We start from the raw sequence: 23,774 nt of genomic DNA on the forward strand, positions 1-23,774 counted from the left end.
GAGAGCCCCTGGCTCGCCGGATAGCTGTTGGCGAAGTCGCCGAAAATGCCGGCGGTCTCGGCGCCGAACTGATCGAGCATCATGCGCACCACGGCCTCGGCATCCATCTCCTCGGTCACGGCATAGGTCTTGGGGAACAGGAAGCCCTCGAGGGAGTTCTCCCCGGCGCTCTCCAGGAAGGGATAGTCGGCAACGTAGGCGCTCGCGTTCTCGGAGGCGGCCAGGAAGGCCTCGGCCGTGATGCGGCCGCCCGTGGCGCTGGCCACGAGATCGGACAGTTCGGCGCGGGTGATGTCCTCAGGCACGGCGAGCGTATCGCCCACGGTGGCCGGGCCGGCCATGATGGCCCGCACCAGGGCCTCGGGGGTGCTGCCGCCCTCGAAAGTGTAGGTACCGGGAATGAGCGCGGCGGCGGCCTCCAGGCGCGTCACCTCGTTCGTGAAATCCTGGGCGCTGCCGATGAGGTGCGCCGCGGCCAGGGCATCGCCGATGGAAGTGGCGCTCTCCCCTTCCGTGATCGTCACCTCCACGGTCTCGCCGGGCTGCAAGAGCTCGGTGCCCGAGCAGGCCTTGAAGGCGAAGAAGCACACCGCGGCGAGCACGATGAGCGCGAACACCCCGAGGAAGATGGCCGGCTTCGGATCGCGCTTGGGCATGATGGCGCTCGTGTCGTAGGTGCGGAACTCCCGATCGCCCTTGGCATGGGCCGCGCGGGCCGCATGGGTAGGTCGGGAGGAATAGGTTACCGTCTTCTTATGAAGGGCCACAGAACAGCCTTTCTCTCCTCAGCCCGACCGAAAGCGCCTGGCGGCTCAGCGCCTCCCCTCGGCGCGAGCGCGCTCGTCGAGCCACGATTGCAGAAACAAACTCGCGGCTATCATATCCACTTTTCCGCGCATCTCGCGCTCGCTCAGGCCCTTTTCACGCAAACTCCGCTTGGCCTCGGCCGAGCTCAGGCGCTCATCTGCGAAAACGTGGGGAATGCCGCAGGCATCGCTAATGCACGCGGCAGCCTTGCGGATACAGGTCGCCTGGGGGCCCTCCTCGCCAGATAGGGTGCGCGGCAGCCCGCAGACGAACAGCTCCGGCTCCCAATCCTCCAGCAGGCGCCGGAAGGGCTTGGCCGCGCCCGTCACCTCGACGGCGGGCAGCACGGCCACGGGGCTCGCCACCCGCTCGCCCGGGTCGCTCACAGCCACTCCCACGCGCACTTCTCCGATATCGAGGGCCATGACCCGCACGGCTAGCGCACCTCCAGCAGTTTCTGGCGCAGCTCCGCTTCCATGCGGCGCATCTCCACCTCGGCCTCGGCGCGCTTGGCGCGGCCCTCGGCCTGAATCTTCATCACCTCGTCGAAGGTCTGGATGAGGTTCTCGTTGGTGGCCTTCAAAGTCTCGATGTCCACGATGCCCCGCTCGGACTCGCGGGCCACCTCCACCGTGGACTGCTTCAATTTCTCGGCGTTCTTGCGCAGCAGTTCGTTGGTCATGTCGGTGACGGCAGACTGGGCCTTGAGCGCCGCCTCGTTGTTGGCGAGCCCCAGGGCCAGAAGCATCTGGCTCTTCCACAGCGGGATGGTGTTCACGAGCGTCGTCTGGATCTTCTCGATCATGAGCATCTCGTTGTTCTGCACGAGACGGATCTGCGGGGCCATCTGCATGGCCACGGTGCGGGACAGATCCAGGTCGGAGAGCTTCTTCTCGAAGCGGTTGCAGGCCGCCGACAGCTTCTGCACTGCCTCGGCATCCTCGGTGGAGGCCGAGGCCTGGGCCTTGGCGGCCAGCGCGGCCAGCTCGCCCTCGCGCACCTCGGCCAGGCGCTGGCGGCCGGCCAGCAAGTACATGGTCAGCTCCTTGAAATAGGTAAGGTTCAGCTCGTAGAGCTTGTCCATGGTGGCGGCGTCCTTCATGAGGGTCACCTGGTGGGCCTCCAGGGCTCGGGCGATCTTGTCCACGTTGGCCTCGGCGCTGTCGTAGCGGGCCTTCAGGGCCACGATCTTGTTCGCCTGGCGCTTGAACAGGCCGAACAGCCCCTTGCTCTCCTCATCGGCATCGAAGCTCTTCAGCTCGGTCACCACCCCGGCGATCAGATCGCCGGCCTCGCCCAGATCCTGGGTGCGCACGCGCTCGAGGGCCGTCTCGGAGAAGTCGGCCATCTTCTTCTGGGCGCCGGAACCGAAGGTGAGCACCTGCTGGGAGTTGGCGATGTCGATCTGCTGGGCGAAGGCGTCCACCTGGGCCAGCTCCTCGGCCGAGAGCGAATCGGCGAGGGAGGGAGCGGCGGGGGCCTCCACCTCGATGATGGACGCCTTGACGGTGGTGTCCTCGGCCACCGGGTCCAGGGTGAGGGTGGGGGCGGGAATGTTCGTGAGGTTCGTCAGCTCGTCGTTCATGGGAATTCCTTTCGGGCGGGGTCGAAAACGGAACGGGGCCGCGGCGCGCGATGGGCGCGGCGGCGCGATAGGTTATCAGGGTTTCACATCGAAGGGCCCCTCTACCAGCCCCTCCTGGGCCAGCATGGCCTGGAGCACCGTGATATCGGCGGACACATCGAGGGACAGATCCTGGTAGGTATCGTCAAAGAGCTTCTCGAAGGCGCTGTGGAGCACTCCTAAGGTGTGCTCGATCTCGCGGCGCGAGGAGGAGATGTTCTCGCCCTGGACCGGTTGCTCCTCCAGGCTCTCGTAGGCCGCGAGCAGCTTCACCGTCGTGGGCAGGTAATAGGCGGTCAGGCGATCGAGGCCGGCGATGACCTCGGGCGCCTCCTCGGCCCGGGCGAGAATGCGGCCCACCACCTCCTCGATGGCCACGATGCGCTCGCTCACGGCTTCGTCATCGATGGCCTCGTCCAAGCGGCGAAGCTGGCCCAGGTAGTCCCAACCCGCCGTGACGAAGGCGCGCTGATCCGGCGTGAGGCGGTCGCGAAGGTCACGCTCGCGGTCCTGGCGCGCGGCGACCTCGGCGGCCGCGACCGCTTCGGCGGCCCGCTGGTTCTCGGCGATCTGGCGCTGATGCTGCTGCAACGTGCAGTACTGGCGGTAGGCGTTCTCGGTCACCATGAGGGTGGTGGCCTCGTCGTCGATGCGCCCGTGGGGAATGAGCCCGCGCTTGAGCAGCTTGCGGGCCCGGGCCAGAGCCTTGGGTCGGCTGATCAGAGCGCGGGCGGCAATGTCATCGAAGGTGCAGGCCTCGCGGTCGCCGAAGATGCGCCGGAACGACTTGAGCTGCGAGGCGGTGCGCAAGCGATCGATGCCTCCGGCGAGCAGCGCCGCTCCGGCCGCCGTGAGCGTGCCGAACAGCACCGCCGTCACCACGCCGGCAGGACCCGTGGCGAGCCCCGCAACGATGCCCACAGCCGTAAAGGTGCCGAAGGCGAAGGTGCACGCGCCGCCGATGGCTGTCATGATCACACCGGACGCCGTCAGGCCGCCGGAGGAGCGGAACCGCCCTTTGGCAAGGGCCGTGGGACCGGGGTAGGCCGGCGCGGGGGCGGGAGCGGTGGGAACGCCCCGGCCCCTGCCAGCTTGGGCCTGCGCTTGGGCCTGCTGGGCCTGCCAGGCTGCCTGGGCGGCCGCCTGGGCCTGGGCGGCGCGGTACTGGGCCTCGACCGCCTTGCGCTCCCGCTTGGCCTGGCGCTTCCGCGCCTTCGCCTGGCGCTTGCGGGCCATCTCCTCGTAGGCCCGCAGATTGTCCTCGGGTTTCGATCCCAGAGCTTCGGCCACCTCGCCCGCACCCTTTTCCACCGCTTTGGCGAACTGGGAGAACGCCTTGTCCACCGAGTGGCACAGGCGCTCGAAGTCCTTGGCAGACATGCCAGGCACCGGGCTCTCGCCCGGACGCGTCGCCCACGGCCCCGTCGAGGCGGAACCCGGGCCCGATGCCTTCGCGCCGCCGGGCGAGCCTGCGGAGCCGGCGCCGTTGGAGGCACCGCCGCCCGCGGGATTTCCCCAGCCCGCACCGCCTGCATTCTGGAACTCGTCGGGAGTCTCGTACACGTACTCGGGCCCGGGCTGCTGCGGAACACCCGGCTGCTGCGGCCGGCCAGCGCCGTTGTAGGGCCGCTGCGGCCCTCCCCCGCTGCCTTGGGGCCGCTGCGGCCCCGCACTTCCCGAACTCTGCGGATTCATGCGACAAACTCCCACTGTGCCGGCACGACCCTTCGGCCGCGCCCCCGTCAAATTCCCCGCCATCTTACCACGGGCCGCCCCCACCCCGCCCCATCCCACGCAATCAGCAAGGGCGAAAGAGCGAGCACAGCTGGGGGCGACTGCAGACGCGGAGCAACTATCCTCCTCGAAAAAGTCGCAGAAAACGAGGCTACGGTTTTCCGACGCCATCGTACCCGCTCCCGCAACAGAGAGCCGAGGCGAATTGCGTCCTTGATGGAAAAGTCCGACTCCTTCGCTGCCCCTCATCAACGTAAGATAGAATTACCGAAAATATCAAGGGCGCTTGGGCAGAATATTGCTGAGAGGGAGGATTTGATGGCCTACACCCCCCTGTTCACCCTCACCAACCGTATGATGAGCAGCATTGTGGAAATCGGCCAGCTTGTCGGTCAGGTCTCTGCTTTTGACAAGCTTTCTCCAAGCCCTCAGCTAAGACGCATCTCCCGCTTGAAGTCCATACACTCCTCGCTTGCCATTGAGGCCAACACTCTGACAATCGACCAAGTTACCGCCGTCCTTCACGGCAAACGAGTTCTAGCACCGCCAAAGGACATTCATGAGGTGCAGAACGCTTACGAAGCATACGAAACCCTTTCCCAGATGGATCCTTATTCCCTGAGCGATTTGCTCAGGTCCCATAAATTCATGATGAGCGGCCTGATAAGGGATGCCGGCTGCTTCAGATCGGGCAACGTCGGCGTTTTCGATGGCGAGAGATTGATTCATGCAGGAACCCCCGCACGCTACGTCCCCGAAGTTATGCAAGATCTGTTCGATTGGATCAAGCACACCGATCTTCACCCGCTTATTGCATCATGTGTATTTCACTATGAGTTTGAATTCATCCATCCCTTCTCGGACGGCAATGGCAGAACTGGCAGGCTGTGGCATTCCCTTTTACTGCAAAATTGGCAGAAGGTTTTCGCATGGCTTCCCATCGAAAGCCTCGTTGCCCAGCATCAGCAAGAGTACTATAAGGCGCTTGGCGATGCGGGCTCCTCAGGAGGCGATTCGGCGGCATTCGTAGAGTTCATGCTTGACATGATAGAGAAGACCCTCGCCGAAACATTTTCCGCTCAAGAAGAAACGGTTGACGCCACTCCCCAGGATACGGAAAACCCAGCAAGTACCCAGCAAGTACCCAGCAAGCTTTCATGGCAGGTAAGGGCTCTTCTTGATGCTTTGGGCTCAGAAGAGTGCTCCGCACAAGACCTTCGCGACCGGCTGAAGCTCACCGACAGGAACAATTTCAACAATGAGTACCTTAAGCCAGCCCTTGAGGCAAAACTCATTGAGCGCACTATCCCGGAAAAGCCGAATAGTCCGAAGCAACGATACAAGCGCAGCGATCATTGAGAATCTGTAGAGTCGAGCGAGGTGCAGTACGAGTGAGGGCGGCCCTGGGCCGCCCTCACTCGTGGCAATTGCGCGTTTAAGCGATACTTTTACAGCACCATGTTCCGGGCGATTTCCAGGGCCTCGTCGATGCCCTCGGCGTTCTTGCCGCCGGCCTGGGCCATGGTGGGCTTGCCGCCGCCACCGCCCTGAACCGCCGGGCCCATGGCCTTGATGAGCGCGCCGGCGTCGAAGCCCGCGGCCACGGCCTCGTCGGTGCCTGCGGCCATGAGCAGGGGCTTGCCGTCCTTCACGCCCGCCACGACGATCGCGCCCGGAGCCTCCATGCGGCTCTTGAGCACGTCCCACAAATTGCGCAGCTGGCCGCCTTCGCGCACCTCGGTGCGGGCGATGATGACCGGGTAGCCGGCCGGGGCCATCTGCACCTGGGCGAGCAGCTCGTTGAACACATCGCCGCCGATCATCTCCTTGGCGCGCTTGCCCTTGCTGCGGAAGTCCTTCAGAGCCTTCTGGTCGGCGGCCACGCGCTCGGACACGTCGAAGGGGGGCACGCGCAGGATGGCGGCGGCCTCCTTCAGTTCGGCCTCCACCTTGTTCACATAGGCGAGCGCCCCGAAGCTCGTCACGGCCTCGATGCGGCGCACGTTGGCGCCCACGGACGACTCGCTCGTGATCTTCAAGAAGCCGATCTCGGCGGTGTTGCCCACATGGCAGCCGCCGCAGAGCTCGCGGGATTTGTCGCCCGCCTCCACGACGCGCACCACTTCGCCGTACTTCTCGCCGAACAGCCCCGTGATGCCGGCCGCGCGGGCCTCCTCCAGAGAGGTCTCGTAAATGGTCGTGGGCACGGCGGCCATGATGTGGTCGTTGGCCTCGCGCTCCACCTCGGCCAGCTGCTCGGCCGTGCAGGCCTCGAAATGGGTGAAGTCGAAGCGCAGGCGGTCGGGGCCCACATAGGAGCCGGCCTGCTTCACGTGATCGCCCAGCACGCGGCGCAGGGCGGCGTGCAGGATGTGCGTGGCCGTGTGGTTGCGCTCGATGGCGGCGCGGCGATTGGCATCCACGCGGGCCACCACCGTATCGCCCACGGCCAGAGAACCCTCGTCCACGCGCACTGCGTGCACGAACAGCCCCGCCTCGGGAGCGCGGGTGTCCAGCACGGCCACGCGGCCGGCGCCGTTCTCCATGAGGCCGGTGTCGCCCACCTCGCCGCCCATCTCGGCGTAGAAGGGGGTGGCGGCCAGAAGCGCCTCGCCGGTCTCGCCGGCGGCCAGCGCGTCCACCCGCTCGCCGTCGCGCACGAGGGCGACCACGGTGGTCTCAGCGGCCGTGGCGTCGTAGCCGACGAAGGCCGTGGGGCCCAGTTCGCGCAGCAGATCGGCGTACACGCCGCCGTAGGTGGACCAGGCGGCCTCGGCGTCCTTGGCGCCGGCGGCACGGGCGCGCTCGCGCTGGGCGGCCATGGAGCGCTCGAAGCCCTCCATATCCACCTTCACGCCGCGGCCCTCGGCGATCTCCTGGGTCACTTCCACGGGGAAGCCGTAGGTGTCGTGCAGGGTGAAGGCCTCCTCGCCCGAGAGCGTGTCGCCCGTAAGCTTGCCCAGGGCCTCTTCCAGGTAGGCCTGGCCCTGGCGCAGGGTGGCGCCGAAGCGATCCTCCTCGGCCATGATGAGACCGCGCTCCAGCTCGCGGTTCTCCACGATCTCGGGGTACACATCGCCCATAAGGCGCACGATCTCGTCCACGTACTCGTTGAGGAAGTGGCCCTCGATGCCGATGATCTGGGCCTTCATGATGGCGCGGCGCAGCAGGCGGCGCAGCACGTAGCCGCGGCCCTCGTTGCCCGGCAGAATGCCGTCGGCGATCATGAACGTGACCGAGCGGGAGTGGTCGGCGATGATGCGCAGGGCCAGATCCACCTCGGCGTCCTCCCCATAGGTGCGGCCGGACAAACGCTCGCCCACGGCCACGAGGCTGCGCAGCACATCGGTCTCGTAGTTGGACTGCACCCCCTGCATGATAGCGGCCATGCGCTCCAGGCCCATGCCCGTGTCGATGTTCTTCTTGGGCAGGGGCAAAAGCGTGCCGTCCTCCTGGCCGTCGTACTGGGTGAACACGCAGTTCCAGAACTCCAGGAAGCGGTCGCAGTCGCAGCCCGGCGCGCAGTCGGGGCTGCCGCAGCCGAAGTCGGGGCCCTGGTCGAAGTAGATCTCCGAGCAGGGGCCGCAGGGACCCGTGGGGCCGGCGCGCCAGAAGTTGTCGTCCTCGCCGAGGCGGGAGATGTGGTCGTCGGGCACGCCCAGGTTCTTCCAGATCTCGATGGTCTCGTCGTCGTCCTCGAACACGGTGAAGTACAGGCGCTCCGGGGGCAGCCCCAGCACGTTCACGGAGAAGTCGTAGGCCCAGGCGCACATCTCCTCCTTGAAGTACTCGCCGAAGGAGAAGTTGCCGAGCATCTCGAAGAAGCTGAGGTGGCGGCCCGTGGTGCCGATGATGTCGATGTCGTTGGTGCGCACGCACTTCTGCACCGTGGTCGTGCCGATGTAAGGCGCCTCCAGCTGCTTTTGCTGGAGGAAGTAGGGCTTGAACTGCACCATGCCGGCACTCGTCAGCAGAAGCGACGGGTCGTCGGGGATGAGGGAGGACGAGGGCATGCGCTTGCAGCCCTTCTCCTCGAAGTAAGCGAGGTACTTCTCGCGGATCTCAGCGGTTGTCATGTACTGCATAGGTGTCCTATCCGTCCTTTACGGCACGTCGTAAATATCCAACCGAGCATTATAGCGCAACGGGCCGAAAACGGGCCCCCTCCCTCTAAACGCCATCCCGAGCGGGACGGCCCGCAGACGCAAGCGGCCGGAGGGACGGACCTAGCGCCCTTCTTCGTTGGGCCTCCCTCCGCCAGCAGGCACCCTCATCGTCGGCCGGTGCTTCCATCGTTGGAGAGCCCCACAGCCCATCGATGCCACGACCCCTCCCCCTCCCCAGACGCAAACGGGCCCCACAGCGTCGGCGGGGCCCGGGGACATTTATGGCAGGACGGCTACCTCTTGCGTCGGGGCTCGTCCCCGTCGCGGAAGTGCCGAGGGGGCACCCCGCCGGAACTCGGGGGGCGCAACTTGGGAAGGCGGCCGCTCAGGCCGGGAACCCCGTCGAGGCGAATGGGCCGCAGCGTACCCGTGGTACTGGGGGCCGTGGCGTCGGCGATGGGATTCACCTCCTCGGCGTTGGCCGGCGTGCCCTTGAAGAACACGCCGTCCTCGGCCACGAGATGGCGACCGGTGCGCTTTTCGAAGTAGTACACGAAGACTGACTTGGCCACGGCCACGAGCGGGATGGAGGCGAGCATGCCCACAAGGGAGCCGAGCAGCCCGCTCATGGCCCCGCCCAGGGCCGAGCCCACCATGAGGGCGAACAGGGTGAGGGCCGGGTGGATGTCCACGGAGTTCGCCATGATCTTCGGGGAGATGAAGGTGTAGACGAGCTGCTGGATGATAATGGTGCCGATCAGCGCGATGGCAGCGGTCATGGGGCCGGAGAAGATGGCCACGATGGCCGCGAGCGCGCCGCCGATCCAGGGGCCGATGATGGGGATGATGTTCATGACGCCGGTGATAAGGCCCAGCACGGCGGCGTTGGGCACGCCGATGAAGCCAAACAGCACGCCGCAGCCCACGCCGATGATGGCGCACTGGAACAGCGTCCCCTTGATGTAGCCGCCCATAACGCGGGTGAAGGTGGCGTGGAAGAACTCGGCGTCCCCCGCATGCTTGGGGCCGATGAGGCGGCGGGTCTCCCGGCCGATGGCCGGCAACTCCATAAGCACCCAGAAGGCGATGACGAGGCCGAAGCCGAAGGCCATGAGCCCGTTGGCGAGGGTGGTGCCGAAGGCCACCACGCCGTTGGCGCTGCCCTGGGCGATGCCGGCGGCCCAGGACGCGGCCGCCTTCTGGGCCTCGGCGATGAGGTTCTTCACCGTATCGTCCTCGAAGACCGGCGCATAGCGGGCGTAGATGTCGTTGCCCCAGGCGATGACCGCGTCCACGTAGTGGGGCATGCTGGTGAGCAAGTCGTTGAACTGCGCGTTCAGGCCGAACATAGGGGAGAACAGCAAAAAGCCCACCACGGCGACCACGAGAGCCATGACCACGTAGGCCACCGTGGTGCCGATGGCGCGATTCACGTGGACGCGCTCGAGGCCGTTCACGATGCCCCGCAGGCAGAACACGATGATGAGCGTCCAGATGAGAATGGCCACGGGCACCGACAGGATGCCCATGAGCCACACGACGCCCCCGAGCAGCACGATGGCGGCGATGACCGACCACAGGTCGAGGAAGCGGATGCGGGCCTTGGCCTGGCGCGCCGTCAGGCTGCGGTCGGCCGCGGCGCGGGGGTTATTGTCAGCGGGTACCTCGGTGCTCATAGATGGTTCCTCGAAGATCGGGCTACTGGACGGAATAGGGATCGCGGCCGACCGGTGCCGCAGGGGCCTCGGCCGCGGCGGCGTTGGGGGATACCACACGGGCGTGGTCGCCCGCAGGTTCGGTATCGGCGCCGGCGGCGTCCACGGCGGCGTTGGTGAGAGTGGCGGCGGTATCGGTCAGCTGGCTCTCGAAGGCCTCGGAGCGGGAAGCGCGGGAGGCGGTCTCGGCCTTGCGGGCCGCATGGCGGGCCTTCTGCTCGGACACCACGGCGCTGGCCGCGTCGCCCACGGCGCTCACGGCATCGGCGACGGTAGCGGAGCGCCCGGCCTCGGGGGCCGCCGGGCCGCCGCCGAGGCGCACCGACTCATCGGAGGCGTAGCGGGGCTTGAACTTGCTGCGCAGCTTGCCCGTGAGGGTGTTCACGAGATCGATGGGGGCGCTCGTCACCGTATCGACGGCACCGGCGGCCTTGGAGACGGAATCGGTGATCTGGGTCACGTCCTCCAGGATCTGATCGACCCGCATGAGCTCCAGATTCGCCGCGTCCACCGTGAGAGACAGGCGCTCCACGAGGGGATCAACCCGGCCCACGGCCGGACGGGCCTCCTCGGCCAGGACGTTCGCCTTCTCCATGAGGGGCGTGACCTGCTCGACGATGAGAGTATTGACGTTGCCGACGAGGGGCTCCACCTGAGCCGTGATCTTCTCCACATGCTGCAGGGTGGGGACCAGTTCCTCGTGGGCGTCGTCGATGGTGGCCCGGGTCGAGCGAATGGTGAGGGCGAGTTCCACGACGAACCAGACGAGCACGGCACCTACGAGCACGTAGACGACCGGCAGCGCGATATCCACAAGAGCGGCGAATTCCATGATGAGCCTCCTTATAGTTCCGAAGACCAGACTATACTATTACCGCGCTCATTCTAATAAGGCGCCCGGCCCATTCCACAGAAGGCTCCCACACAGTAGCCATTCCGTAAACGGATGGAGACACCGCGTCAACCGTGCCCGGCGCGGGGCCTACTGCCCGCGATCCCGGGCGGCGGCATCGATGCGCCAGGCCTCCCAGCCCCGCTCGCTCGGCTGGTAGAAGCAGCCCCGCTCGAGCCCGTCGGGCAGGTACCGTTGGTCGACCCAGCCGCCGGGATAGTTGTGGGGGTATCGGTACTGGCCGTAGTTCTCGGAACCGGGGCGATGGCGGTCGCGCAGGTAGTCGGGCACCTTGCGGGCCGGCCCGTGACGCACCTCCGAGAGAGCGGCGTCGATGGCGGCCTCGGCGGCGTTGGACTTGGGGGCCAGGGCCAGGTAGATGGCGGCCTGGGCCAGGTTGATGCGGCATTCGGGGTACCCGATGACCTCAGCGGCGCGGAAGGCGGCCTCGGCCACGAGCAGGGCCTGGGGGTCGGCATTGCCGATATCCTCCGAGGCGGCGATGAACATGCGGCGGGCGATGAACTTCGGATCCTCTCCCCCGTCGATCATGCGGGCGAGCCAGTACACCGCGGCATCGGGGTCGCTGCCGCGCATGGACTTGATGAACGCCGAGATGATGTCGTAGTGCATGTCCTTGTTCTTGTCGTAGGGCAGCGCCCGATGGGGCGTGGCGGCCCGCACCATGGCCTCGGTGATGGCGACCGGGGCCTCAAGGGTACCGGGGGCCACCATGCCGGCGGCCAGCTCAAGCGTGGTGAGCGCCCCGCGCCCATCGCCCCCGGCCAGGGTGACGATGGCGTCGCGGGCGGCGTCTTCCAGAACATAGAGGCCCGCCAGCCCCCGCTCGTCGGCCACGGCCCGGCCCACGAGCTCGGCGATCTCGTCGTCGGACAGGGAGTGCAGCTCCACTACCCGGGACCGGGAGATGAGGGCCGAGTTCACCTCGAAGAAGGGATTCTCGGTCGTGGCCCCCACGAGCACGAGCAGCCGGTCCTCCACGGCGTGGAGCAGCGTATCCTGCTGGCTGCGGTTGAAGCGGTGAATCTCGTCCACGAACAGGATGGTGCGCAGGCCACCCATGACGAGCCGCTTCTCCGCCGCGTCGATCTCGCGGCGCAAATCCGAGACGGTGCCCCCGATGGCCGAGACCTCCACGAACGTGGCGCGGGTGGACTCGGCGATGACATGGGCGAGCGAGGTCTTCCCCGTGCCGGCGGGGCCGAAGAGGATGACGGAGCTGAGGCTGTCGTTCTGAATGGCGGCCCGAAGCCAGCTGCCCTCGCCCACGGCCTCGCCCTGGCCCACCACCTCGTCGAGGGTGCGGGGGCGCATGCGCACGGCCAGGGGGGCCACCGTGGCCCGCCGATCGTTCTCCATGGCTGTAAACAAAGTATCCATGGACCTATCCTACCACGGCGCCGCCCAAATAGCCACAGGAAATCGAACAAATGTTTACCTATGGAGCCGAGGGCCGGGATGTGGCGCCTCCCCTATTCCACCCGCATCATGCGGTAGCCGATGCCGACGTGGGTCTGGAGGTAGACCGGATTGGCGGGATCGGGCTCGATCTTCTTGCGCAGGGTGGCCATAAACACCCGCAGGCTCGGCAGGTCGGAGGCCAGGGCGGCGCCCCACACCTCCTTGAGGATGTAGTTGTGGGTGAGCACCTTCCCCGTATGGCGGGCCATGAGGGCCAGAAGCTTGTACTCGATGGGGGTGAGGTGCAGCTCGGTTCCATCGCGGAGGGCTACGCCGGCGTCGAAATCGATCTCCAGGCCGCCGTTGCGGTACCGCTCGGGCGCCTCGGGCGCCGGCTGGTCGTAGGCGAGGCGGCGCAGGGCCACCCGCACCCGGGCCAAGAGCTCCTCCACAGAGAAGGGCTTCGTGAGGTAGTCGTCGGCCCCGGCATCCAGGGCGGCCACCTTGTCGGCGTCCTCCTGGCGGGCCGACAGTACGATGACCGGCATGCGGGACCAGCCGCGCAGGGCACCGATGACCTCCACGCCGTCGCGGTCGGGCAGGCCCAGATCCAGAATGACGAGGTTGATGTCGGTCGCACTCGTCAGCTCCATGAGGGCCGCCGTGGCCGTGGCGGCCTCGCGGTGGGCATAGCCGTGCACATCGAGGGCCGTGGCCACGAGGTTGCGCACGGCCCCGTCGTCCTCCACCACGAGGATGACGCCCTCATCGTGAACTGCCATGGCCCTCGCCTCCCTCCATCGTCGGAACCGCGGCCTCGGGCAGGGTGAAGGAGAACACGCAGCCGTGGGGCACCGCATCGGCCAGAGTTATGTCGCTGCCGTGGGCCCGCAAAATCGAGCGGCACAGGGACAGCCCGAGGCCCATGCCGCGGCGGCTGTCGCCCCCCTCGCCCGGAGTCCCGGACCGCCCCTCGCCGGCGGCCGAGCCGTGGTAGAACAGCTCGAAGACGCGGGCCTTCTCCCCGTCCGAGATGCCGGGGCCGTCGTCGGCCACCGCCACGGCCACGAGCGCCTCGCCCGCCCCCGAGCGCTGCCGGGCGGCCGTCACGCGGATAGTGGAGCCAGGCGGGGTGTAGGCCACGGCGTTGTTCACGAGGTTCACCACCACCTGCACGATGAGCCGGCCGTCCATGGAGGCCATGAGCAGCTCATCCTCCACTTCCACGACGACGGCGTGATCGGCCGCCGCTCGGCTGACGTGGCGCAAAGCATCGTCGAGCACGTCGGCCACCAGCTCGGGGGCCCGGGCCACTTCCACGGCTCCGTCGTCGAGGCGCGTCACCGACAGCAAGTTCTCCACGAGGTCGATGAGCCAGGTCGCGTCCTCGTAGATGTCGGCGGCCAGACGGCGGCGCTGGGCGCCGTCCAGGGCATCGCCCGCGGTCAGGAGCACATCGGCGTCGCCGGAGATGCTCGTGAGCGGCGTGCGCAGATCGTGGGAGATGGCCCGCAGCAGGTTCGACCGCAGGGCCTCCTTCTCGGCCTTCACCGAGAGGTTGCGCCGCTCCCGGGCCAGAACCAGGGCCTGGGCCTGCTGGCCGCACTCGTCGAGAAGGGCGGCCAGCAGGTTGCGCTCGAAGGAGCCGAAATCGCCGCTGTCCCGTTCCATGACCAGGCCGGCCACGGCGAACACGCGCTCGGCCGAGCGGATGGGCAGATACAGGCAGCGGGTCTCCCGCAGCGTATCGGTCGTGGCTCCGGCCGGCTCGCCGTTGGCGGCCACCCAGGCGGCCACGGCCCGCTCCCCGGGGGCCGTGAGCGCGGCGGCCTCGGCATCGCCCCCGCCGGTGCCCGGCACGTCGAAGACCCGGGGGGCGGCCAGGCCCGAGGGGGCCAGATCGTCGGCGCGGTAGATGACCACGGGCCGGTCGAGGATCTTCACCACCTGGGCGGCGGCCGTCTCGAGGCAGCCGTCCAGCGTCGAGGCGGCCTGGAGCTTGCGGCTGCTCTCCAAGAGCACTTCGGTACGGTAGGAACGGCGGGCCGCCTGGGCCGCCTGGCGCTTGAGGCGGATGGCCAGCGACGAGGCCGCCAGAGTACCTATGAGCAGGAAGGCGAAGATCACCGGCGCCGACAGGCCGTAGGCGTGAAAGGTGAAGCGGGGAGCCGTGAAGAAGAAGTTGTAGGCCACCACGCTGCCCAGGGCCGCCAGCACCGCGTAGAGGAAGCCGTCGGCCCGGGTGGCCACGAGCAGGGCCACGAGCAGATAGACCATGAGCACCACCGAGGTGGCAGGGCTCACGGCCCAGGCCACCGCGCTCACGGCCGTGGCCAGGGCCACGGCCCCCAAGGCCCGAACCCCGTCGGCAGCCGTGGGCGTAAACCCCGTGGAGGCATGGAGGCGCTTGAGCACCGAGGGGGCGTCCACGGCCGGCACCGCCGTGACCACTGCCTCGGGGGCAGCCCGCATGAGCCGCCAGGCCACCTCTCCGCGCCCGAAGAGCCGGGAGCGGCCCGTACCGGCGGGCACCACGATGCGGCGAATACCGGCCGTGGCGGCGTAGAGGGCCAGGGGCTGCACGGGATCGTCGCCGGCGAGGGTGACCACGCGGGCGCCGAGCTCCTCGGCGAGGGCCACGGCCCGCTTGCGCCCTTCGACCTCATCGGGGGCGGCGGCCTCCTCGGACGATTCCACGACGAGGGCCGTCAAGGTGCCGTGGGCGGCCTCGGCCAGGGAGGCCGCCGTGCGGATGACCCGGGCAGCGGCATCCTCGCCGCTCACCAGCACGAGCACGTCCTCGCCCCCGGCCGCGTGGGGCACCGCCGAGGCGGGGGCGTTGCGGGTGAGGCGATCGGCCGCCCGGCGCAGGGCCACCTCGCGCAGGGCGGCGAGGTTGGTGCGGGAGAAGAAGTGCGCCAGCGCCGTGCCCACCCGCTCCGGAGCGTAGATCTTGCCCGCCTGCAGGCGCTCGATGAGGTCGGCCGGTTCCAAATCCACGAGCTCCACCGAGTCGGCGGCGTCGAAGATGCGGTCGGGAATGCGCTCGGAGGGAGCCACGGCGGTGATGGCGGCGATCTTGTCGTTGAGCCCCTCGAGGTGCTGCACGTTCACCGTGGTGTACACGTCGATGCCGGCGCGGAGCAGCTCCTCCACATCCTGGTAGCGCTTGCGGTGGCGGCATCCCGGCGCGTTGCTGTGGGCCAGCTCGTCCACGAGCACGATCTGGGGACGCCGGGTCAGGGCCCCGTCCAGGTCGAACTCCCGCAGGGCGATGCCGCGGTGGGACAGCTCGCGGCAGGGCAGCACCTCGAGCCCTTCCACGAGGGCCAGGGTGTCGGCGCGGGTGTGGGGCTCCACGTAGCCCACCACGATGTCGGCGCCGGCGCCCTGGGCCCGATGGGCCTCGCTCAGCATGGCGTAGGTCTTGCCCACCCCGGCCGCATAGCCGAAGAACACCTTCAGCTTCCCCCGGCCGCTCGGAGCGGCGGCCTCCTCCTCGCGCAGGCGGTGCAGGATGGCCTCCGGATCGCGGCGCGCCTCAGCCGCCTCCCCGTTGTCGCGCCCCAGCGTCACCGCACCCTCCTTCCGCTCCATTGCTTACCGTTTCCCTCATCCTATCACCGCACTGGCCCCCGATGGTTTCGTTCATTCAACAGTTACCCAATGGCAGGGAAGCACTTCAGGAAGTCAGCGAGGCTCCAACCGGTGCCCGGCATTGTGCTGAGCCGCGGCCGAGCGGCCAACGCGGCCGCGAGGGAAAGCGGTGCCGTGCAAGGCCAGGCGCCGGTCGGAGCCGCAGCGTCGGCGTAATGCGTTCGCCCCGTCAGGGCGAACGTGTTACAGGATGCCGTCCAGCATGAGGTTCACCTTAAGCACGTTCACCCGGGCCTCGCCGATGGCGCCGAGTAGGGGCCGCTCGGTGCACTGGCGGATGATGGCCCGCACCTCCTCCTCGGTGCGGCCGCAGGCCACAGCTACGCGTCCCACTTGGTACTCGGCGGCGGCCGGCGAGATATGCGGGTCGAAGCCGGAGCCGGACACGGTCACCAGCTCGCTCGGCACCGGTGTGTCGCCCTGGTCGGGATGGGCCGCTCGCACGGCCTCCACCCGCGCGGCCACGCGCTCGGCGAACTCGTCGCTGGCGGGACTCAGGTTCTCGGGGCCGTACCACAGAAGCCGCTCGCCGTCTTCGGTGGTGAACGTGGAGGCGTCGGCCACGGTGGGGCGCCCCCACAGATGGCCGGGCTCACGGAAGGGCTGGCCCACGAGAGCGCTGCCGTAGGTCACGCCGTCCACCGCGATGAGGGATCCCGTGGCCTGGGCGGGGAAGGCCGCCGTGGCCACGGCGCAGACGGCGAGGGGGTACAGAACCCCGAGCAGCGCCGTGGCCGCGAGCAGAAGGACCGCCGAGCGCAGGATGGCGCGCACCCACTGATTTCCATGCATGATTCTCTCCTTTCCCTAGGCCACGCCCAGGGCCACGAGGGCCATATCCAGCGCTTTGATGGCCACGAAGGGCACCGCCACGCCGCCGAGGCCGTACACCGTGAGGTTGCGGGCCAAAAGCGAGGCCGGCGTGCCCTCGCGGTACTTCACGCCGCGCAGGGCCAGCGGGATGAGGGCCACGATGATGAGGGCGTTGTAGATGATGGCCGCCAGCATGGCCGAGGCGGGGCTGGCCAGGTGCATGATGTTCAGGGCCTCCAGGCCCGGGTACAAAGGCACGAGCAGCGCCGGGATGACCGCGAAGTACTTCGCCAGGTCGTTGGCGATGGAGAAGGTGGTCAGGCTGCCGCGGGTCATGAGCAGCTGCTTGCCGATGCGCACGATCTCGATGAGCTTGGTGGGCGAGGAATCCAGGTCCACCATGTTGCCCGCCTCCTTGGCCGCCTGGGTGCCGGAGTTCATGGCCACGGCCACATCGGCCTGGGCCAGGGCCGGCGCGTCGTTGGTGCCGTCGCCGGTCATGGCCACGAGGTGCCCCTCGGCCTGGTAGCGGCGGATGGCCTCCAGTTTTGCCTCGGGAGTGGCCTCGGCGATGAAGTCGTCCAACCCCGCCTCGGCGGCGATGGCCGCGGCCGTGAGCGGGTTGTCGCCGGTGACCATGACGGTCTTGATGCCCATGGCATGCAGATCAGCGAAGTTCTCGCGAATGCCCGACTTGATGACGTCCTTCAAGTGGATGACCCCGAGCACCCGGCCGTCCCGGGCCACCACGAGCGGGGTGCCGCCGGCCCGGGCCACGCCGTCGGCAATGGCCGCGGTCTGAGCGCTGTAGCGGCCTCCGCGCTCCTCCACGTAGGCCCGCACGGCATCGGCGGCCCCCTTGCGAATCTCGTGACCGCCGAAATCCACCCCGCTCATGCGCGTCTGGGCCGTGAAGGGCACCACGGAAAAGCCCGCGCCGGCCAGGGTGCGCTCGCGGATGCCGAAGCGCTCCTTGGCGAGCACCACCACGGAGCGGCCCTCGGGGGTCTCGTCGGCCAGGCTCGCCAGCTGGGCGGCATCGGCCAGGTCGCGCTCGGAGATGCCGTCCACGGGCAGGAAGGCCGCGGCCTGGCGGTTGCCCAGGGTAATGGTGCCGGTCTTGTCCAGCAGCAGCACGTCCACATCGCCGGCCGCCTCCACGGCCCGGCCGCTCGTGGCCAGCACGTTGGCCCGGTTCAGGCGGCTCATGCCGGCGATGCCGATGGCCGACAGCAGAGCGCCGATGGTGGTGGGCGCCAGGCACACGAACAGGGCCACGAGGGAGGTGAGCCCCAGCGGGTTGGCCACACCGGCTTCCCCGGCCGTGAACGACCCGAAGGCGTACAGGGCCACCGACACGGTCAGAAACACCAGGGTGAGCGCGATGAGCAGCAGCTCCAAGGCCCGCTCGTTGGGGGTCTTCTTGCGGGCCGCCGACTCCACCATGGCGATCATCTGGTCGAGGAAGCTGTGGCCGGCCTCGGCCGCCACCCGGGCCACGAGCCAGTCGGAGAGCACGGTGGTGCCCCCGGTGAGCGCCGAGCGGTCGCCGCCGCTCTCGCGCACCACCGGGGCCGACTCGCCGGTGATGGCGCTCTCGTCCACGCTGGCCGCGCCCATGAGGATCTCGCCATCGGCGGGCACGGCCTCGCCGGCGCACACGAGGTACACATCCCCCCGGGCCAGATCGGTGGAGCACACGACCGAGGAGGCATCCCGCAGCAGGGCGAGCGGGTCGTCGGCCCCCTCGGCCGCAGCGAGGACGGCCCCGTCGATGCGCCGAGCCTGCACGTCGCGCTTGGCCGAGCGCAGGGCATCGGCCTGGGCCTTGCCGCGCCCCTCGGCCAGGGCCTCGGCGAAGTTGCCGAAGAGCACTGTGGCCCACAGGATGGCGGCAACGGCCGCGATGTAGCCCGCCGGCGCATCGGAGATGCCGCCCAAAGCCAGCAGGAACAGCGCCGTGGTCAAGAGGGCCGACAGGTACACCATGAACATCACGGGGTTCTTGGCCTGGTCCCGCACCGAGAGCTTCGCCACGGCCCCGCGCAGGGCCCGCCCCACCGGGGACGGCCCCACGGCCGGCGCCCCCCGGCGCCCCCCGACGGGGGCAGCTTCCGCACCTGGGTCGAGGGTGGCCCCGGCGCCCGCTTCATTCCCCGTGCCCGGCTCGTTTTCGACCGCCGCGCGGAGATCCTTCCCGCTCTTTGCCAACGTCGTCATAGCGCACTGCCTTTCCTACGCGAGGGTGCCGAGCTGCTCGGCCAGAGGCCCCAGGGCCAAGGCCGGCAGCAGCGTGAGGGCGCCCACGAGCACGATGATCATCAGGAGGAGGAACACGAACAGGGGGCTCGCTGTGGAGAGCGACCCGGGGCCGGCGGCCACCGGCTCGCGCCGGGCCAGGGAGCCGGCCAGCCCCAGGGCGCAGGCCACGGGAATGAGGCGGCCGGCCACCATGGCCCCGGCCAGCACGATGTTCACGAGGGGAGCATCGGCGTCCAGCCCGGCGAGGGCCGAGCCGTTATTGGCCCCGGCCGACACGGCGGCGTAGAGCACCTCGGCGAAGCCGGCCGGACCGCCCTCGCCCACGGGCACGGCCCCGGCCGGGGCCAGGCAGAGCCCGGCGGCCGCGAGCAGGATCACGAGGGCCGGGGCCGTCACCATCACCACGGCGGCGCGCATCTCGGTCGGGCCGATCTTCTTCCCCAGGTACTCGGGGGTGCGGCCCACCATGAGGCTCGCGATGAACACCGTGAGCACGGCAAATCCCACCAGGGCCGCCAGGCCCGTGCCGGCCCCGCCGCCCACCACCTCGCCGAGCCCCATGAACACGAGCGGCACCAGGGTGCCGATGGGCGTGAGCCCCTCCAGAGAGGCGTTGGTCGACCCGTTGGCCGCCGCCGTGGTGAACGCGGTCCAGATGGCGGAACCGGCCGTGCCGATGCGGCACTCCTTCCCCTCCATGTTGCCGGCGGCCTGGGAAAGGGAGCCCGTGTAGACGGCCCCGTCCTGAGACAGCTGGGGCGTGGCCTGGAACTCCGCCCCCACGAGCACGGCGGTGCCGGCAGCCAGCAGGATGAGCACGCAGGCCAGCAGAGCCCGGCCCTGGCGCCGGTCGGCCACCATGCGCCCGAAGCTGAGGATGAGGGTGAAGGGCAGAAGCAAAATGGCCAGGCATTCGAGCAGGTTCGCCAAGGGCGTGGGGTTCTCCAGAGCCGAGGCGGAGTTCGCCCCGTTGAAACCGCCGCCGTTGGTGCCCAGCTGCTTGATGGCCACCTGAGAGGCCTGGGGGCCCAGGGGCACCACGGCCTCGGTCACCTCCTCCACGGCCGCCGGATCGTCGGCGGCCACCACGGTGCCCGCCTCGTCCACGGCCACAGGTTCCAGCAGCTGCACGGTCTCGTAGCCCTGGAAGGTCTGGGGCACGCCCTGGGAGGCCAGGGCTATGGAAAGAACGAGGGAGAGGGGCAAAAGCACGCAGAGTGTCACGCGGACCACATCGGCGAAGAAGTTCCCGAGCCGCCCGTCGCCGGCCGACCACAGCCCCCGCATGAGGGCGAAGGCCACGGCGATGCCCACGGCCGGTGACAGGAAGTTCTGCACGGCCAGGCCCGCGGCCTGGGACAAATAGCTGAGGTGCGATTCCCCCGCCACGGCCTGCCAATCGGTGTTGGTCGCGAAGCTCACGGCCATGTTCAGGGCCGTATCGGCGGGCAGCCCCCCGAAGCCCTCGGGGTTGGCGGGCAGGGCCCCTTGGGCCACCAGCAGCACGAACAGCCCCGCGATGGACACCCCCGTGAAGGCCACGACGCACACCAGATAGCGCTTCCAGCCCATGGAGTCGTCCGGGTTCACCCGCAGAAGGCGGAAGGCGCCGCGCTCCACCGGGCCGACGATGCGCCGGGCCCGGGCCTGGCGGCCCTCCATCACGTTCACGAGGTAGCCGGACAGCGGCACCGCGCAGGCCACCAGCAGGGCCCCGTAGGCCGCCGCCGTGAACAGGGCCGCGCTCACCTCCGCGCTCATCGCCCGTCACCGTCTTTCAGCAGCAGTACCGCGAGGTACGCCATCGCGGCCAGGGCCAGCATGCCCACCGCCGCCGTCACATACGCCATGGCGCTCCCCTTTCGTCCAGGGCCCCGCAGGGCCGCGCCGTCACCGACGGTGCGGTGCCGCTCTCGGCCTTCCGCACCGGATGAACTCAGTCTAGGAAAAGGGAGATAAACGCGCCCTTAAGGTTCGCGCTCGGGCATTAAGGGAGTATTAAGATGGGAAAGAGCCGACCGCCCCGGCATCGCGGAAGGGGAGGACCCGCGGCGGCCGACTTCGCGCTGGTCCCTTTCCGAATGCGGCAACAGAAGCAGAGAAGATGATGCACGCAGGCCGGTACCATCCCGCCATCATTGCTGCTGAAGTGGAATCTGCTTCTTAACGGCCGCATTCTCCAAGGGGCGCTCAGACGTCCGCCGCGGGCCCTCCCCTTCCGCAGCGGGATGTCATCGGTATGGGATTGATGGCTTAGTAGGGCTCTTCCAGATCGCCGTGGGCCGCCGCGTCGGTGTCGAGGGGGGCGAAGGCGCCGGCGCGGTAGCGGTCGAGGGCCACCTCGGCGATCATGCCGGCGTTGTCGCCGCAGGAGGCGAGCGGGGGCATAACGAGACGCACCCCCATCTCGGCGCAGAGCCGCTCGTAGGCCGCCCGCAGCGTGGGGTTGGCCGCCACGCCACCCCCGAGGCAGAACGTCGGCGCCCCGGTCTCTTCCAGAGCTGTCCGGGCCTTGGCCACCTGCACGTCCACCACGGCGGCCGTGAAGCTCGCGCAGATGTCGGGCACGTTCAGATCCCGGCCGGCGGCCCGCTCGCCGTTGATATAGGTGACCACGGCGGTCTTCAGGCCCGAGAGAGAGAAGCGCAAATCCCCCGAATGCAGCATGGCTCGGGGGAAGGGAATGGCGTCCGGGTCGCCCTCGGCGGCGAACTTCGACACCACCGGGCCGCCCGGGTAGCCGAGCCCCAGGGCCTTGGCCACCTTGTCGAAGGCCTCCCCCACCGCATCGTCGATGGTGGCACCGAGCACGCGGTAGTCGCCCCAGCCGGCCATGTACACGAGCATGGTGTTACCGCCGGACACCAGCGACACCACGGCCGGGGGCGCGAAGTCCGCAAGGCCGATCCGGTTGGCGTAGAGGTGCCCTTCCAGGTGGTTCACGATGATGAAGGGGAGATCGGCGCCCCAGGCCGCCCCCTTGGCGAAGGCCACGCCCACCACGAGCGCTCCCACGAGCCCCGGGGCGTAGGTGACGGCCACGGCGTCCAGATCGCGCCAGGCCAGGGCACCCCGGCCGAGGCTTCCCGCGGCCCGGTCCAGGGCCTCGTCGCACACGCCGCAGATGGCCTCGATGTGCTTGCGGCTGGCAATCTCGGGCACCACCCCGCCGAAGCGGGCATGGAAGTCCACCTGCGTGGCCACCACGTCGCTGCGCAGCACGCCCGCACCGTCGATGACGGCGGCGGCGGTCTCGTCGCAGGACGACTCGATGGCGAGGATGAGCGGGTGCGCCGGGGCCGCTGCTTCCCCTTCCGGGGCGCTTCCGCAGGGCGCCGTTCCCGATCCCGGCTCGGACGCGGGCACCGATGCGGCCGGCTCGCCGTTGGGCAGGGCCGCCAGGGCCAGGGTGGGCAAGGGGCCCGCCATGATGACGGCGTCTTCCCCGTCGGAATAGTAGCGCGGGCGCTTCCCCGCCACGGTCAGGCCGAGGGCCCCGTAGAGCGCCTGGGCCCCCGCATTGGCCGCCCGCACTTCCAGCGAGCAGGTGCGGGCTCCCAGGTTGCGGGCGTCGTCGGCCACGCGGGCCAGCAGCATTCGGGCAATGCCGTGGCGGCGCCAGGCCGGATCGACCCCCACCTTCAGGATCTGCACGTCGCCGTCCACCACCCAGCCGCCGGCATAGCCCACCAGGGGCGCGTCGGCCGTAAGCGGCATCTTCGGGTCGGCGGCGTAGGCGGCCCACCAGAGGCGGTCGGGACGGCCCAGCTCGTCGGCCACGAGGGCCTCGCTCCAGGCATCCGATCCCATGACCTGGGATTCCAAAGCGGCCACGGCGGCCACGTGCCGTGCGTCCAGGGGCTTGTAGGCAATGCCCTCGCCGTTGGCCCGGGCGTTGGCGATGGCCGTGTCGTTCATGGTCACGTGCCTCGACCCGCGCGTGCCCGCCAGAGCCCCATCGGCCCGGGCCAGGCGCTGCCGCTCGCTCTCCTCGGCGTCGGACAGGCGCGTGTATACCGGCAGCAGCAGCCCCGGATCGTGGCGCTCCCGGTCGAGGGGGTCGCACTCCCCCGCCCGCCAAGCGGCCTGCACCGCCTGGAGCAGGCCGCGGCCCGTCGGCGCCCAGAGGGCCTCGGGGGCGCAGGGGGCCGTCGCGGCAAACAGCTCGCCGTACTTGCGCAGGCCATCGCCGGCCACGAAATCCAGGGAACCGCCCGCGGCCAGCTCTTCGGCGGCCTCGGCGGCCTTCACCACCCGGTCGGCCGTCAGGCGCACCGCACCGCCGTCGGTCAGCGCGAAGCGCACCGGGTATACCTCCCGGCGCATGGCGTCGGCCACCACGGCACCGGTGCCGCGCAGGCCCGCGTCCCACAGACCCCAGGCCACGGCATCCAGGGAAGAGACCCCCACAAGGGCCGCGCCCAGGGCGCTCGCGATGCCCTTGGCCGTGGCGAGGGCAATGCGCACGCCGGTGAACGACCCCGGCCCGCGGCCCACGGCCACGCAGGCGATCTCGTCGCGGGCCGCGCCCGCTTCGGCGCACAGGCGGTCAATGCGGGGAATGAGCTGGGTGTTCGAGGCTCGCCGCGCCTCCACTTCCGCCGAGGCCACGACCGTCACCGCGGACCTGTCGGCGCACAGCTGCCCGAGCCCCAGGGCAATGACCTCGTTGGCGGTATCGAAAGCGAGAACGAAGGAGCGCGCAGCTGTACTCACGGAAACCTCTTCCATGCCGTGTCGGT

At 69.0% G+C, this 23,774-nt stretch carries 15 protein-coding genes; 1 reads left to right on the forward strand and 14 read right to left on the reverse strand.

Annotated features, from left to right (window positions below; genetic code table 11):
• The 4 genes from ACTOXK_RS09025 to ACTOXK_RS09040 all read right to left on the reverse strand — a co-directional run.
• The coding region (locus ACTOXK_RS09025; protein ID WP_482279908.1) for an endolytic transglycosylase MltG at window positions 1-767 on the reverse strand (767 nt) is incomplete at its 3' end.
• Between the two features lie 45 nt (window positions 768-812).
• Window positions 813-1,241, reverse strand: a complete 429-nt coding sequence (gene ruvX, locus ACTOXK_RS09030) for a Holliday junction resolvase RuvX (RefSeq protein WP_482276598.1) — start codon at window positions 1,239-1,241, stop codon at window positions 813-815.
• Window positions 1,242-1,243: 2 nt separating this feature from the next.
• Window positions 1,244-2,392, reverse strand: a complete 1,149-nt coding sequence (locus ACTOXK_RS09035; protein WP_482276597.1) for a toxic anion resistance protein — start codon at window positions 2,390-2,392, stop codon at window positions 1,244-1,246.
• Window positions 2,393-2,467: 75 nt separating this feature from the next.
• The gene (locus ACTOXK_RS09040) at window positions 2,468-4,126 is read right to left on the reverse strand and encodes a 5-bromo-4-chloroindolyl phosphate hydrolysis family protein (RefSeq protein WP_482276596.1); all 1,659 of its coding nucleotides are present in this window, start codon (window positions 4,124-4,126) and stop codon (window positions 2,468-2,470) included.
• A 357-nt stretch (window positions 4,127-4,483) separates the two neighbouring features.
• On the opposite strand from ACTOXK_RS09040, the gene ACTOXK_RS09045 reads away from it, so the two are divergent.
• A complete protein-coding gene (locus ACTOXK_RS09045; protein WP_482276595.1) occupies window positions 4,484-5,524 on the forward strand; it encodes a Fic family protein in 1,041 nt (346 codons plus the stop codon).
• Window positions 5,525-5,613: 89 nt separating this feature from the next.
• Here the strand turns inward: ACTOXK_RS09045 and alaS are convergent, their stop codons facing one another.
• The 10 genes from alaS to tsaD form a co-directional block, all read right to left on the reverse strand.
• On the reverse strand, window positions 5,614-8,250 hold the full coding sequence (gene alaS, locus ACTOXK_RS09050; RefSeq protein ID WP_482276594.1) for an alanine--tRNA ligase: 2,637 nt from the start codon (window positions 8,248-8,250) through the stop codon (window positions 5,614-5,616).
• Between the two features lie 314 nt (window positions 8,251-8,564).
• Window positions 8,565-9,947 carry an AI-2E family transporter gene (locus tag ACTOXK_RS09055; RefSeq protein WP_482276593.1) on the reverse strand — a complete coding sequence of 461 codons (1,383 nt, stop codon included), beginning with the start codon at window positions 9,945-9,947 and terminating at the stop codon, window positions 8,565-8,567.
• A gap of 22 nt (window positions 9,948-9,969) precedes the next feature.
• Window positions 9,970-10,818, reverse strand: a complete 849-nt coding sequence (locus ACTOXK_RS09060) for a DUF948 domain-containing protein (RefSeq protein WP_482276592.1) — start codon at window positions 10,816-10,818, stop codon at window positions 9,970-9,972.
• Between the two features lie 150 nt (window positions 10,819-10,968).
• Window positions 10,969-12,279, reverse strand: a complete 1,311-nt coding sequence (locus ACTOXK_RS09065) for a replication-associated recombination protein A (RefSeq protein ID WP_482276591.1) — start codon at window positions 12,277-12,279, stop codon at window positions 10,969-10,971.
• 92 nt (window positions 12,280-12,371) lie between these two features.
• Window positions 12,372-13,082: a response regulator gene (locus ACTOXK_RS09070; RefSeq protein ID WP_482276590.1), complete on the reverse strand. Its 711-nt coding sequence runs from the start codon at window positions 13,080-13,082 to the stop codon at window positions 12,372-12,374.
• On the reverse strand, window positions 13,066-15,897 hold the full coding sequence (locus ACTOXK_RS09075) for an ATP-binding protein (protein WP_482276589.1): 2,832 nt from the start codon (window positions 15,895-15,897) through the stop codon (window positions 13,066-13,068). Before ACTOXK_RS09075 ends, ACTOXK_RS09070 begins: the two co-directional genes overlap by 17 nt.
• A 243-nt stretch (window positions 15,898-16,140) precedes the next feature.
• Window positions 16,141-16,749: a potassium-transporting ATPase subunit C gene (locus ACTOXK_RS09080; RefSeq protein WP_482276588.1), complete on the reverse strand. Its 609-nt coding sequence runs from the start codon at window positions 16,747-16,749 to the stop codon at window positions 16,141-16,143.
• A gap of 15 nt (window positions 16,750-16,764) precedes the next feature.
• Window positions 16,765-18,990 carry a potassium-transporting ATPase subunit KdpB gene (gene kdpB, locus ACTOXK_RS09085; RefSeq protein WP_482276587.1) on the reverse strand — a complete coding sequence of 742 codons (2,226 nt, stop codon included), beginning with the start codon at window positions 18,988-18,990 and terminating at the stop codon, window positions 16,765-16,767.
• 15 nt (window positions 18,991-19,005) lie between these two features.
• A complete protein-coding gene (gene kdpA, locus ACTOXK_RS09090; protein ID WP_482276586.1) occupies window positions 19,006-20,793 on the reverse strand; it encodes a potassium-transporting ATPase subunit KdpA in 1,788 nt (595 codons plus the stop codon).
• Window positions 20,794-21,285: 492 nt separating this feature from the next.
• Complete coding sequence (tsaD, locus tag ACTOXK_RS09095; protein ID WP_482279909.1) at window positions 21,286-23,748, reverse strand: tRNA (adenosine(37)-N6)-threonylcarbamoyltransferase complex transferase subunit TsaD; 2,463 nt, start codon at window positions 23,746-23,748, stop codon at window positions 21,286-21,288.
• Window positions 23,749-23,774 lie beyond the last annotated feature (26 nt).

It is taken from the genome of Adlercreutzia sp. (assembly GCF_056795635.1).